Origin of the sequence: Streptomyces sp. NPDC004629 (genome assembly GCF_042873595.1) — a bacterium.
In the GTDB taxonomy this organism is placed as follows: domain Bacteria; phylum Actinomycetota; class Actinomycetes; order Streptomycetales; family Streptomycetaceae; genus Streptomyces.
In genome coordinates this window covers 56,600-69,338 of record NZ_JBIALO010000014.1, presented here as the reverse complement: position 1 = coordinate 69,338, position 12,739 = coordinate 56,600, and the positions used below count along the sequence as shown (strand labels likewise).

The following is a 12,739-nucleotide window of genomic DNA, read 5'->3' as shown; positions in this document are numbered from 1 at the left end:
GACACCCCAAGGGTGCCCGGCCCGTACGCGAGAACGCCCCTTACTTGGCCGGCGGCGTGGTCTTCTTGACCGCGGGCTTCTGGGCCGGAGGGGTCTTCTGAGCCGGGGACGGCTTGTGGACGGGGGGGGTGGCCCGCTGGGCCGGGGACGCCTTCTGGGCCGGAGACGTCTTCGGGGCCGGGGCCCTCTCCGCAGGCGCGTTCTCCGCAGGCGCCTTCTCGGCCGGGGCCTTCTTCGCCACCGGCTTCTTCGCCGGCGCGGGCGCGGGCCCGGCCTCGGCGGGCCTCGGCTCGGCCTTGACCGCCACCCGCTCCGTCTTCGGCTCGACGGCGACGGCCAGGTCCTCGATCTCCTCGGCGGCCTCGCCGCGCCAGGTCCGCACCGTCTGCTCGCCGTGCTCGGCGACCTTCTCGTAGGTCTCGCGGGCCTTGACGGCGTACTCGGCGGCGACGCCGACGCCGCGCAGGGCCAGGTCCTGGGCGGACTCGCCGAGCTTCTTGAGATCGGCGTCGAGCGTGCTGCCGAGCTTCTTCAGGTCGCCGTCGAGGGTGCCGAAGAACTCGTTGACCTTGGTCTGAAGGCTCTCCTGCGCTTCCCTGGCCTTGCTCTGGAGGGTCTCCTGCGCTTCCTTGGCGCGCAGGGCGGCCCGCTCCTGCACGGCCTTCGGGTCGGTGTTGCGCACGGCCTCGATACGGGCCGGGGCCTCCGTGCGCAGCTGCTCCACCAGGCCGGGGACCTTCTTGGCCTGCTGGAGGGCCAGGTCCGCGGTGCCGGCGGCGAAGTACAGCGGGGTCGGGTCGCTGAGGGTCTTGCGCAGATCGTCGGTGATGGCCATGGTGATGGTCCTCCCGGATTCACGTTCGGCTGAGGGTTGTGTGGTCCGCGGCGGGGCGGCCGGTGCCCTGGTCCGGCTCAACCGGCCGTCCGCTGCGGGTCGGCGTCACTGCCGTCGTCCGTGCGGGTGTCCTGCACGGTGGTCGTGTCGTCGTGCCGGTCTTCGCGGCCGTCGCTCCCGTCGGCGCCCGCCCGCGCGTCCACCGCACCGCGGCCGGCTCCTGCGCCGCCGTCGGTGGCGCCGCGGACGCCGCCTTCGCCCCGGAATCCGTTCTCCTTGCGGAAGGACTCGTAGATCTGCAGCAGCACCTGCTTCTGCCGTTCGTCGAGGGTGGGGTCGGCGAGGATGACGGCGCGCGTCTCCACCTCGTCGCGGTCCCGCTCGGCGTCGAGGATCCCGGCGCGGACGTACAGCGTCTCCGCGGAGATCCGCAGGGCCTTGGCGACCTGCTGCAACACCTCCGCGCTCGGCTTGCGCAGCCCGCGCTCGATCTGGCTCAGGTACGGATTGGACACACCGGCGGCGTCGGCGAGCTGCCGGAGTGAGAGCCGCGCGTTGCGGCGCTGCTCGCGCAGGTACTCCCCGAGATTGCCGACGTTGAGCGATGCCATACGTCCACCTTGCCCCACCCTCGCTAACAATTGCAAGCACCCGCTTGCAAAAGTACACCCAGCCCACACCGCCCACACCCGCCGACCTGGTGCATGACTGTCGGTTCCCGGTATGTCTGCGGTTTCCCGTCGAGTGTTGCGTTCGGTACGAACGTCCGTGCCGGTGGTCTCGCGCTCGGCAGTCAGGATGGCTGGACTTGGTCGAAGAGTGCGAGGGCTTCGGCGAGTTCGGCGCCTTCCAGCATCGCAAGGTTCGCGCCCGCCCCCAATGGGGGCATCAGATGGGCGGCATCGCCCAGTAGCGTCACGCCGACGACGTGGGACCGGCGCGGGTGAAGGCGTAGCGGCCTGGGAAGTTGATGTGCTCGTAAGCGGTCGGCGAGAGCCGGGTGCACGTCGTCGATGGCGGGGGACCCGTCGGCGCGGATCTTTCTGACGGCGGCGTCCAGAGGGTGTTCCGCCACACCACGGCGTTCGGGGCGAGGCCGAGGGCGCGGGGCTGGTCCTCTCGGCCGGCGGACGGACGCCCCACCTTCCCCGAGTTGCCGGAAAGGGTGGGGCGCCGGGCGCGCCCGTTGGTGCGTCGGTCAGCAGGCGTGTCCGCCGCTCGTGGTCACCGAGGCCGGTAGCAGGTGGCCAGCACGGAGACGGTGACCTGGTCGGGTAGGGGACCGTGATCGCTCAGGTCCGCGTGGGTCAGGTGGCGTGCGCTCGGTGTCATCCCCACCAGGTCAATGGCTTCTTGCCTGGTCAGGGGTGCGGTGTATTCGATGTGCCGGGTACCGGCGGCCTCGAAGTAGGGGTCCAGCGCCTGTTGCAGACGCTGCTCCTTGTCCGGGTCGATCGTGACCATCGCGGGGACCTCGCCCCGTAGCTCGGCCAGGTGCCGCTCGATGGGCCGCACCACGATCAACCGGCCGGTCGGACGGAGCATTCGGTGGAACTCGGACGGGTTACGCGGGGCGAACACGTCCAGCATGACGTCGACCGCCTGGTCGACCAAGGGGAAGGGGCGGAAGACGTCCCAGCTCGCCGCAGCGGCTCGCGGATGGGCTCGGGCCGCCGAACGCAGGGCGGGTCCTGACGCGTCCAGCCCCAGGCCGCGGGCGCCGGGCAGTTGATCGAGTACGCCGGCCAGGTAGTAGCCGGTGCCGCATCCGATGTCCACGACCGTGCCTTGACCAGGCAGGACGTCGGCTGTCAGACGGGTCAGGGCCCGGCGGACGGGGGCGTACCTGCCGGTGGACAGGAACCGGTTTCGGGCCTGCACCATGGCTGCGTCGTCACCGCTGGTGGCGCGGATGCCGGTGAGGAGGCTGACGTAGCCCTGACGTGCGATGTCGAAGGTGTGGCCCGCCCGGCAGCGCAGTGAGCCACGGTCGGGTCCGAGACGGGCGCGGCACACCGGGCAGCACAGCAACTCAAGGAACGGTTCGAGGGCAGCGGGAAGCAACGCAGGCACGAGGCACTCCTGGCAACGGTGAAGGGAAGGGACCGTGCCTGTACGCGCTCTCAGAGGCCGCCGTCCTGAGAAGAACGAGGCCCGGCATCCCGCCGCCTCAGTGCGGGCGGCGCAAGCGCAAGGAAGATGGATCACGTAACAGGCACACCAAGGAGGGCGACGCCCTACGGCATCGCCCTCAACGCCTCGTGATCACAGAGCCTGGATGTGCTGGGTCCACATGCCTACACCTTACGAGGCCTACCGAAAGCCCCTGGCCTCACCTCAGCAGACAAGAGACACGGCCCAGCGACGGGGGATCACGCCGGACTGAGCGTTCGGACCACGGCCAGGCCCTGGTTTGTCACCGAGCTGATCAGGACCCGACAGGACGCCGATCAGCGTGTGAGGATGCAGAAGGGATGCCCGGCTGGGTCGGTGAGGACCCTCGCCTTGTCGCCATGCGGCTGGTGATCGGGCTTGCCCGCGCCCAGCTCCAGCAGCCGGGCCTCGGCCTCGTCCAGGCTCTCCGCGACCTTGAAGCAGATGTGAAGCTGCTGGGGAACGATCTGGTCAGGCCAACTCGGAGCCCGGTAGTCCGCGACCCGCTGGAAGCCGATGAAGAGTCCGTCCCCACGGTTCAGACCGGCGAACTCGGCGTCCGACTTCGGGTGCGGTTCAAAGCCCGTGGCCTGCTGATAGAACGCCGCCAGAGCCGGCGGATCAGGGCAATCGAGTGTTATCGCGACCAGTTCCATCTGCAGGGGCATGAGACCTCCGAGCCGAGAGCGCCTTCGTTCCGCTCAACCGTAAGCACAGCAGGTCAGGGCCACACCATGCCAGCAGTTAACTCGGACAGGACACCTGGCGCATGGCGAGCGTACGGCTCTGGGGTGATGTGCGTCACAAGCTGTCAGGGTGCGTCAGTGGGCGGTGTCTTGGGGGCGAGGTTCGAGGGACGGAGGAGACGTCATGGTGGGGAACACCGAGGTGATCGTGATCGGCGGCGGATACGCCGGTGTCATGGCGGCCAATCGCCTGACGCAGCGCGACGACGTGACGGTGACGCTGATCAACCCGCGCCCGGCCTTCGTCGAACGGGTCCGGCTGCACCAGCTGGTGGGCGGGTCCCACGACGCGGTGGTCGACTACCGGAAGGTCCTGGCCGGCGGCGTCCGGCTGGTGGTCGACGCGGTGACCCGGATCGACGCGGCCGAGCGCAGCGTGACATCGGCGGCCGGCGGCACGTTCGGCTACGACTACCTGATCTACGCGGTGGGCAGCGGCAGCGCCGAGCCGCGCGTGCCCGGAGCGGCCGAGTTCGCCTGTCCGGTCGCCGGCCTGGAGGAGGCACGGCGCCTGCGGACGGCGCTCGACGCAACGCCCGCGACGGCCGCGGTGACGGTGGTCGGAGCCGGTCCGAGCGGCATCGAGACCGCCGCCGAACTGGCGGAGGAGGGCCGTGCCGTGACCCTGGTCTGCGGCGGGCCGCTCGGCCCCTATCTGCACCCCCGGGGCCGACGCTCGGTCTCCGGGCGGCTGGCCCGGCTCGGGGTGACCGTGCTCGACGGCCCCGGCACGAAGGTGACCGCGGTGACGCGGGATGCCGTGCGGCTCGACGGCGGCCGTACGGTGCCGAGCGCGGTGACCGTCTGGACCGCCGGGTTCGGCGTGCCGGACCTGGCCGCGCGCAGCGGGCTGAGCACCGATGCCGACGGCCGTCTGCTCACGGACGAGACCCTGACGAGCGTGGACGACACGCGCATCGTCGCCGCCGGTGACTCGGCGGCACCGTCGGACCTGCCGTTCCGGATGGGCTGCCAGTCGGCGGTCCAGCTGGGCCCGCAGGCCGCCGAGACGGTGCTCAGCCGGATCGCGGGTCGGCGGCCCGCACCCGTCAGCGTGGGGTTCGCCGGTCAGTGCATCAGCCTGGGGCGCCGCGCCGGCGTCTTCCAGTTCGCCCACAAGGACGACACCGCGATCGGGCTCCACCTCGGCGGACGCCCGGGCGGGAAACTCAAGGAGGTCGTGTGCAGGAGCATCGTCTGGCAGCTGGCGTACGAGGCGCGCAAGCCCGGTGTGCGCACCTGGTGGGCCAAGGACGACAAGCGCGCACAACGGCTGCGGGCCAAGCGCTCACAGGCCCCGGCCGCCCCTGAACGAGCGGCCTAGGCCGGGCAGCGGCGCCCTGGCCTCGATCGCGGACCGACCGGACGAACGGCTGCCGAGGACATCACCCACGAGAAAGGACCTTGCCGTGCACGCACCGCATGACGGCCCTCGGCAACCGGGGCCGGCCGAGCAGGAGGAAGGCCCGGAGGCGGGCGACCGGGCCGCCGCCGATCCGGCGACCGCGGCCTTCCTCGCCCACCGCAACCTGCTCTTCACCGTCGCGTACGAGTTGCTCGGATCGGCGGCCGACGCGGAGGACGTTCTCCAGGAGACCTGGCTGCGCTGGGTCGAGGCCGACCTGGAGCAGGTGCGCGACCGGCGCGCCTACCTGGTCCGGATCACCACCCGGCAGTCGCTCAACCGGCTGCGCACCCTGAAGCGCCGCAAGGAGGCGTACGTCGGCCCCTGGCTGCCCGAACCGCTGCTCACCGCGCCGGACGTGGCCGAGGACGTCGAGCTGGCCGAGAACCTGTCGATGGCACTGATGCTCGTGCTGGAAACGCTGTCGCCGACCGAGCGCGCCGTCTTCGTGCTGCGCGAGGCCTTCGGCGTCGGCTACGACGAGATCGCGGCGGCCGTCGACAAGAGCCCCGCGGCCGTCCACCAGATCGCCCACCGCGCCCGCCGGCACGTCGATGCCCGCCGGCCTCGCCAGACGGTCTCCCCGAGCGCCACCCGGGCGGCCCTGGACGCCTTCCGGCGCGCGCTCGAAACCGGCGATCTCCAGGGCCTCCTCGACGTGCTGGCCCCCGACGTCGTGATGGTCAGCGACGGCGGAGGCATCAAGAGGGCCGCGCTGCGGCCGACCGTCGGCGCCGGCAAGGTGGCCCGTTTCATCGTCGGCGGCACCGGCAAGGCCGGCGTCACGCTCACCGGCGACCCCACCGTGGTCAACGGCAACCCGGCGCTCCTCGTGCGCGTGGACGGGGAGTTCGACGGCGTCGTCGCGATCCGTGTCGAGGACGCCCGCATCACCGGCCTCTACTACGTCCGCAACCCGGAGAAACTGACCCGCGTAACCTCCGAAACCCCCCTCACCCTGCACTGAACACCGAGCCCCGGTCTCAGGTCGTAGTGGTGTATCGATGCGGGCCGGCAGCGGATGCTCGGCAAAAGTCGGTGAGGCGAGCCCCGGCAGTGCGGCGTCCGGCTCGTACTCGGGAAAGTCGGTGGCGGGGGTGGGCGGGAGGCGGTAGCGTCCGTGGCATGACTGCCGGGTCGGCCTTGGGCCGTGAGCGAGTTGGGTGCCCGGCCTCTGGGTGAGGCCGCAGGTCCCCGCGGCCGACGGGGCCCGGGGGAGGGCGAGGGGCCCGCCCGTTTTTCTTCTCTGCACCACAGAAACCACCGCGGAGAAGAAAGAGAGAACACAGCGTGCCCCATGACTTCAACCAACGCATCATCGACGAGTTCCGCGCCCACCACGGCCGGCTGAGCGGCCCTTTCGAAGGCGCCCGCCTGCTCCTGCTCACCACGACGGGCGCCCGCACCGGCACCCGGCACACCGCCCCGGTCGGCTACCTCCCGGACGGCGGCGACCGGGTCCTGGTGATCGCGTCGGCGGGCGGCTCACCCCGGCACCCGGACTGGTACCACAACCTCCTCGCGCACCCCCGGGTGACCGTCGAGAGCGGGGTGTTCACATACGAGGCGGAAGCCGTCGTCCTGCACGGCGGGGAACGGGACGCGGCCTTCGCGCGGGCGGTGGAGGCCGACCCGGGCTGGGCGGAGTACCAGGAGAAGACGGACCGGGTGATTCCGGTGGTCGCCCTGCGCGAGATCGCCAAGGCCGGCCCACCCGATGTCAGCGCCGCCTCGCCGGGCGAGGCGATCCGGCTGATCCACGACGTCTTCCGGCGCGAACTCGCCCTGATCCGGGCGGAGCTGGACCGGGGGAACGGATCCACGCTGGGCGCGCAGCTGCGGGTGAACTGCCTGACCCTGTGCCAGGGCCTGCACAACCACCACCAGGGCGAGGACGTCGCCCTGTTCCCGCACCTCGCCGACCGGCACCCCGGTTTCGCGTCGGCGCGGGAGCGGCTGGTCCGTGAGCACGAGCGGATCGCCGAGCTGGCCGAGGAGTTGCGCCGGGCGGTCTCGACGCGTGACCCCGCCGCAGCCCGGGCGGAGGTGATACGCCTGACCCAGGAGCTGGAGGCCCATCTGGCCTACGAGGAGGAGCAGTTGCTCCCGCTCCTCGAAACCCCCGTGGCCTGACCGCGGTCCGGCTCCGGGCCGTTGCCGGTGGCCGTCGACGGACGGCCACCGGCACAAGCCCGCACCGCTCCCCCGCCGCACCACCACCCCACCACGCCGCTCCCCCGGCCGCGAGGCCCCCTCAGGCCAGGGCGCGGGCGAGGTACGGGTTCGCGGTGGGGCGGGTCGGCAGGCCGAGGGAGCCGGTCGCCGCAGCCAGTGTCATGGCGTACGAGTCCACGGCCCGGCGGACGTTGGGCGCGTCCAGGCTCGCGCCGGTCACCAGGCGGTCGAGGTCGACGTACGCCGACCGTACGATCTCGATCCACCGGTACACCCGCCAGTCCCGCCGCCAGTCGACGGTATGCCGCTCGGGCAGCCGCTCCTCCCAGCGACGGAACATGCGGTCGCGGATCTCCGGCCGGGTCGGGGTGAGATGCATGTGCCGGACCAGGTCGTAGAGCGGGTCGCCGACGACGGCCATCTCCCAGTCGATGAGGGTGAGCGCCAGCATGTCCTCGCGGCGGACCAGGTTCCAGGGGTTCAGGTCGCCGTGCAGCAGGGCGGGCTCCCGGTGGCTCACGGTGTGCCGCGCCAGGATCTGCCGCAGCCGGGGTGCGTCTGGCAGCCCGAGCAGCCGGGCGAGCTGCTGGGACTCCTTCGGCAGCTCCCCCACCAGCAGGACGAGTTGTTCGCACAGCCAGTTGTAGAACCCGCCCTCGCCCGCGGCCGGGTCGAGTGCCTTGTAGTTCACCTGCGTCAGGGCGCCGAGCTGGTCCACGAGCCGGTCCGCCTCGTGCGGCAGCAGCCCGTGCACCGGGTGGTTGGGGGGCTGGTCGGTGCGGCGCGGTCCTTCGTAGGTGTGGATGGCGAACCGCTCTCCCTGGTAGCCGGTCCCCAGGGCGAGGAACTTCGGTGCGGACACCCCGACCCGGGACAGTTCGATGGCCCGCAGGACGGCGTGCTCGCTCAGGAAGCCGCGCTCGCGCCGGCAGACGTTGGCCACCTTGCGGCGCACCACGACGGGGAAGCCGATGCCCGGCACCCGCACCACCGAATTGAGGTGGCCGGTCCCCTTGAAGACGCGGCTGGCCGGCGCGGCGCCCTCCGCGAACAGGGCCGGGCGCACGGCGGAACGGGGGAAGTCGGGGTGCTCGGGCGCCCGCAGGTCGGGGTTCCAGTCGCTGACCTTCGCGGACAGGCCGAGGCCGCCGTTCCGGGCGGCCCGCCAGCGGAACAGGATCCGCTCGATCTCCCGCTCGTCCGGCACGTTGCGGAGCCTGAGCGGTTCGGCCGCCGCCTCCAGGGCGCGGCGCACCGCGGCGGTCGCGTCGTCCAGGCTCTTCTGGTCGGGTGCGGCCTGGTGGAGCCGGTTGGCGGCCCGCATCACGTCCGGGTAGACGGACTGCGCGCGTTCGAAGGCGATGTAGTGGCGCAGGTCCTTGCCCAGGCCGCCCACGGCCGCGGGGCGGGTCAGCCGCATGGCGTCCGCCCAGGCGTCGATCACTTCGCCCCACTGATGGGACGGGTACTGCATGCGCACGAGGTGTGTGGCGAGATCGTGCAGCGGATCGCCGTAGGTCGCCAGTTCCCAGTCGACGCAGATGAGGGGCGGGAGCCCGCTGTACGACATGATCAGGTTGTCGCGGTGCAGATCGGCGTGGAGCAGGCTGTACGGCCGCCGGGCCATGGCGGGGACCCGCTCGGCCAGCCGGATCAGGGCGTCCTCGGGAATGCCCAGCGCGGTGAGCAGCCCACCGAATGCCCGCCAATTGGGCTGCCTGATCTGCCGGTCCGCCAGGTGCGCCAGTGTCTGGAGGAAGCCTTGGCTGTCCTTGTCGTTGCGCGGCCAGACCGCCGGCAGCGGCGGCAGCGCCTCCCGCCGCACCTGGGCCATCTGGGCGAGCAGGCCGGCCAGTGCCTTGATGAGCAGGGTGTCGACCGGCTTGCCGTTGTCGCACACGCTGGACAGGGGGATGCCCTCGACGTAGCTGTGGATGGCGTAGCCGTCGCCCTTGGCGAGGCATTCCGGGACGTGCGGCAGGATGCCCCGGAGGGCGTCCAGGATCTCCGCCTCGTCCTGCCAGGTCCTGATCACCACGGGCAGCGCGTCGGCCCGGCGGATCCGTACGGTCACGGAGGTGCCGGCCTCGCGGCCCAGCAGCCGGGCCACGTCGTCGGCCAGCGGCAGGACGTAGTTCTGGTTGTGGTGGCCGCTGCTCGCCTGCCCCAAGTCCGCGGCCCGCTCCACGAAGACGCCGATGGCGTCGGATCCGGCGCGTTCCCCGTAGTGCCGATGGGGAAGAGGTGGTGCGCCCACTGGCCGCTCCGGGTGACTCGCAGGAGGGACGAAAGGTATGCCACACAGTAATGGCGGGTGCTGACGGGCACGACCGGAGTCAGATGCGAGTACGCACAACGGGTGGTCGGGGTGCCACTCTTCTCGTCCGGGTCGTTGGGGACGGATCGGTTCGCCGTCCCTTGGACGACGGAGCCGTCGTCCGGCGGTGCGCGAATGGTAGCGCACCCGCCTGCCCTTCCCCGGCAGCGGCGCTATTCGGCGAGCTTGTTCCAGACCGAGTCGAACCACGACTGCATGCTGGCCACGAACACCGAACCCGACGAGTTCGGGTCCGCGTCCGTGACGTGGTGGGTCAGGGTGGCGCCGAGCCCGAGGACGTCGAGGGCGGTGATCACCTCGCCGGTGTCCAGCTCCATCTGACGTTCGATCACGTCGTACATGCCGTGCAGTGCCTCGGTGCCGTTGAGCAGATAGAGCTTGAAGGCCGGAACCAGCGGTACGTGGCGGATCTGCACGTCGACCGAGTCCACCAGTTCCTCGGTGGACAGGTCCTTCACCAGGCCGCGCAGCGAGTCCGTGTGGCGGCGGCTGATGGCCGTCAGGCGCACTCTGGGGCGCTCGTCGGCCGGGTCGTCCTTGACCCGTGGATACGGCAGCCGCAGCCCTTCGGAGGGCAGCAGCATGCGCAGGGCGATGCGCTCGGGGTGGATGAAGCCGCCGCGGATGCGCTCCACCTGGAGGCGGATGTGGGCGTCCAGCGACTCGGACGTCAACGTGTAGACGTCCAGGGTGACTTCGGGCTGTTCGAACGCCTCGCTGATGAGGGGGCCGAGCGTCACGCCCCGGCTGGAGCGGGTGGCCCTGGGCGTCGGGGAGTGTATGCGCTGGGTCTTGGCCACCCGCCAGCCGCTGCCCTGGCGGGATGCGATCCAGTTCTCGCTGGCCAGTTCTCGCAGCGCCCGCTGGACCGTGTCCCGGGAGACGTCGAACTCCTCGGCGAGGTCGCGTTCGGAGGGCAGGAAGGAGCGCAGCGGATAGGTGCCGTCGGTGATCCGGGTCCGCAGTTCGTCGGAGACCCGCTGGAACTTCCGGCCTCCGCCGCCGTCACCGGTGTGTTGCGCATCCACGACTCGACCGTACCGCTTTCGGGCCACTGGCAAACCAATTCCCCTCCCAGGAGCACGCATTGGCCGGTTGGTTAAGCGATCAGCCAACTGGGGCAGACCATCATCAGGCAACCAGTCCAATTGGACTGATCATGGATGGGACGCCGAAACTGGATAGGGGGTGGTGGGCATGCTTCTGCCTCAGGTCACCGGGGCACTCCTCGAACTCTTGCTCGGCATGGCGGCGCAGGCGAGGCTCGGGCTCGTGGGCGTGCTGCTGCTGATGACGGTGGGCGTGGGCATACGGGCGCAGCGGGTGGGTCTGGCGGTCGGGACCGCCGTGGTGTTCACCCTGCTGATGACTCAGGCCTGAGCGCGTACCAGGGCCAGGATCGTCGACAGTGAGTGCACGATGGCCGTGGCGCCCGCGTCGCGGAGGATCTTCTCCTTGCGGTCGTTACGCGCGTAGCCCAGGAACGGAACCTTGGCGGCGTTAGCGGCGGCGAGGTCCGAGGGGGTGTCGCCGATCATCAGGGCCGCCGAGGGGGCCGCGCCCATCGTGCTCAGGGCCCGGTTCAGGCAGTGCGGATCCGGCTTGAGATGCTGGAGTTCCTGGGTACGGCCGTAGATGTGCGGGACGAAACAGGAGGTGAGGCCGCGGCTCAGCAGGTATTCCCGCACCACGCGCGGGGAGTTGTTGGTGGCGATGGCGAGCCGGCAGCCGACCGCCGTCCAGGTGCGGATCAGCGGGTCGGCGTACCCGGTGGGCATCGCCGTGGCCGTGGCCCGCAGCTCCTCCTGGGTAAGACGCTCCTCAAGCTCCGCGACCAGGTCGCTGCCGGGGTGTCTGCGGTCCACGGCGCGCAGCACGACGTGCGGATCCAGGGACTCCCGTTCCGGCTCCGTGAGCAGTCCGTGCAGGCCCCGCCCCTCCAGCCACTCCACGAGGTCGATCGCCACGCGCTCCGCCGTGTGTCCGGCGAACAGCCGGCAGATCGGTCCGTCGAAGTCCCAGAGCACGACGCGGGCGCCCGCGATCAGCTCCCTCAGGTGCTCGGTCGCGTCCTGGGTGGCGTGCTGGATCCCGCCCGGGTTGTCATTTTCGGTCTCGGTTGTCACCGGTTCAGTCTGCGTCGTATCAGAAGTCACTAGGAGAGTGTCAGGTCCGACGTGATGGTTTCCCAGAGGGCGTCGAACCACTTCTGCGATTGCTCCACGAACGCGGCGTCCCGCTGCCCGGCCCGCTTCTCGAAGGAGAACAGGACGGACTTGGAACCCAGGGTGTCGTACATCTCCAGCGTCCCGCTGTCCGTGGGCTCCTCGCGGCGCGCGACCATGTAGTAGCCGATCAGCGCCTCCGTCCCGTTGAGCAGGTACAGCTTCACCGGCGGGGTGAACGGCAGCGCCCGGAATGTGACATGCACATCGACGTCGTGCGTGGAGCGCAGCGAGTGGAGGTTGTACGTCAGGACCTGTCCCTGGGCGTTGCGCATCGCCAGCCAGCGCTGGTGGACCGGGTCCTCCTCGCCGCGTCCCTCGACCGGGACCGGGAAGGCGAGGTTGATGTCCCTGGAGGGCAGCAGAATGCGTACGTCCAGCTTCTCCGGGCGGATGCGGCCCTCGTGGATCTGACGCAGGGGCTCGCTCATCGCCAGCATCAGGGTCTCGGCGGTGAGACAGACGGCGTCTATGCGCACGCGGGGCGCCGAGAACGCCTCCGCCAGCCGGGGACCCAGTCCGACCATGGTCGGCTGGGGCTCGTCACGCGCGGGCGCCGGCTCGGCGACCCGCGGCGGGCTGCCCTTGCTGACGTTGCTGAGCAGGCCGTCGTCCTGGAGCACGCGCAGCGCCTGGCGTACGGCGCCGCGCTCGACGCCGAACTCCTCGGCCAGTTCGGCCTGGGTGGGCAGCCGGTCGCCGGCCTTCAGCTCTCCGACGCGGATACGTTCCCGCAGGGTGTCGGCGATCTCCTGGGGAGTGAGCCTTCTGCTGCCGTTCACTGCCACGTTCTCCTGGGTCACGACCAAACGCTACAACTTCGATCCATCTAACGGGAGTTGCCTAGAAGTTGTTTATGGA

12 protein-coding genes and 1 pseudogene are annotated in these 12,739 nt (G+C 70.8%); 4 read left to right on the top strand and 9 right to left on the bottom strand.

All coding sequences use genetic code 11. The features are described from left to right. Positions 1–40: 40 nt before the first annotated feature. The 5 genes and pseudogenes from ACFYTE_RS22365 to ACFYTE_RS22345 all read right to left on the bottom strand — a co-directional run bounded on the left by ACFYTE_RS22365 (position 41) and on the right by ACFYTE_RS22345 (position 3,657). Complete coding sequence (locus tag ACFYTE_RS22365; protein ID WP_388713040.1) at positions 41–835, bottom strand: hypothetical protein; 795 nt, start codon at positions 833–835, stop codon at positions 41–43. 77 nt (positions 836–912) lie between these two features. Further along, a complete protein-coding gene (locus ACFYTE_RS22360; RefSeq protein WP_388713037.1) occupies positions 913–1,446 on the bottom strand; it encodes a helix-turn-helix domain-containing protein in 534 nt (177 codons plus the stop codon). 209 nt (positions 1,447–1,655) lie between these two features. After that, a pseudogene (locus tag ACFYTE_RS22355) lies at positions 1,656–1,766 on the bottom strand (FAD-dependent monooxygenase); the annotation flags it as partial. 293 nt (positions 1,767–2,059) lie between these two features. Then, positions 2,060–2,908, bottom strand: coding sequence for a putative RNA methyltransferase (locus ACFYTE_RS22350; RefSeq protein WP_388713034.1), 849 nt, complete (start codon positions 2,906–2,908; stop codon positions 2,060–2,062). 377 nt (positions 2,909–3,285) lie between these two features. Continuing rightward, positions 3,286–3,657, bottom strand: a complete 372-nt coding sequence (locus ACFYTE_RS22345; RefSeq protein WP_388713031.1) for a VOC family protein — start codon at positions 3,655–3,657, stop codon at positions 3,286–3,288. Positions 3,658–3,859: 202 nt separating this feature from the next. Between ACFYTE_RS22345 and ACFYTE_RS22340 the strand changes: the two genes are divergently transcribed. The 3 genes from ACFYTE_RS22340 to ACFYTE_RS22330 all read left to right on the top strand — a co-directional run bounded on the left by ACFYTE_RS22340 (position 3,860) and on the right by ACFYTE_RS22330 (position 7,273). After that, entirely contained in the window at positions 3,860–5,059 is a 1,200-nt protein-coding gene (locus ACFYTE_RS22340; protein ID WP_388713028.1) for an NAD(P)/FAD-dependent oxidoreductase, read from the top strand. Positions 5,060–5,264: 205 nt separating this feature from the next. Continuing rightward, the gene (locus tag ACFYTE_RS22335; protein ID WP_388713426.1) at positions 5,265–6,107 is read left to right on the top strand and encodes an RNA polymerase sigma-70 factor; all 843 of its coding nucleotides are present in this window, start codon (positions 5,265–5,267) and stop codon (positions 6,105–6,107) included. 323 nt (positions 6,108–6,430) lie between these two features. After that, on the top strand, positions 6,431–7,273 hold the full coding sequence (locus ACFYTE_RS22330) for a nitroreductase/quinone reductase family protein (protein ID WP_388713025.1): 843 nt from the start codon (positions 6,431–6,433) through the stop codon (positions 7,271–7,273). Between the two features lie 121 nt (positions 7,274–7,394). On the opposite strand, the gene ACFYTE_RS22325 is transcribed toward ACFYTE_RS22330, so the two are convergent. Beyond that, entirely contained in the window at positions 7,395–9,572 is a 2,178-nt protein-coding gene (locus ACFYTE_RS22325; RefSeq protein WP_388713022.1) for a phosphotransferase, read from the bottom strand. Positions 9,573–9,805: 233 nt separating this feature from the next. Beyond that, positions 9,806–10,681: a GntR family transcriptional regulator gene (locus tag ACFYTE_RS22320; protein WP_388713019.1), complete on the bottom strand. Its 876-nt coding sequence runs from the start codon at positions 10,679–10,681 to the stop codon at positions 9,806–9,808. A 169-nt stretch (positions 10,682–10,850) separates the two neighbouring features. On the opposite strand from ACFYTE_RS22320, the gene ACFYTE_RS22315 reads away from it, so the two are divergent. Continuing rightward, a complete protein-coding gene (locus ACFYTE_RS22315; RefSeq protein ID WP_388713016.1) occupies positions 10,851–11,033 on the top strand; it encodes a hypothetical protein in 183 nt (60 codons plus the stop codon). Here ACFYTE_RS22315 and ACFYTE_RS22310 read toward each other — a convergent pair. After that, on the bottom strand, positions 11,024–11,860 hold the full coding sequence (locus tag ACFYTE_RS22310) for an HAD family hydrolase (RefSeq protein WP_388713013.1): 837 nt from the start codon (positions 11,858–11,860) through the stop codon (positions 11,024–11,026). The two genes, ACFYTE_RS22315 and ACFYTE_RS22310, sit on opposite strands and share 10 nt — an antisense overlap. Next, on the bottom strand, positions 11,809–12,687 hold the full coding sequence (locus tag ACFYTE_RS22305) for a GntR family transcriptional regulator (protein ID WP_388713010.1): 879 nt from the start codon (positions 12,685–12,687) through the stop codon (positions 11,809–11,811). The genes ACFYTE_RS22310 and ACFYTE_RS22305 overlap by 52 nt, the downstream gene beginning before the upstream one ends. Positions 12,688–12,739 lie beyond the last annotated feature (52 nt).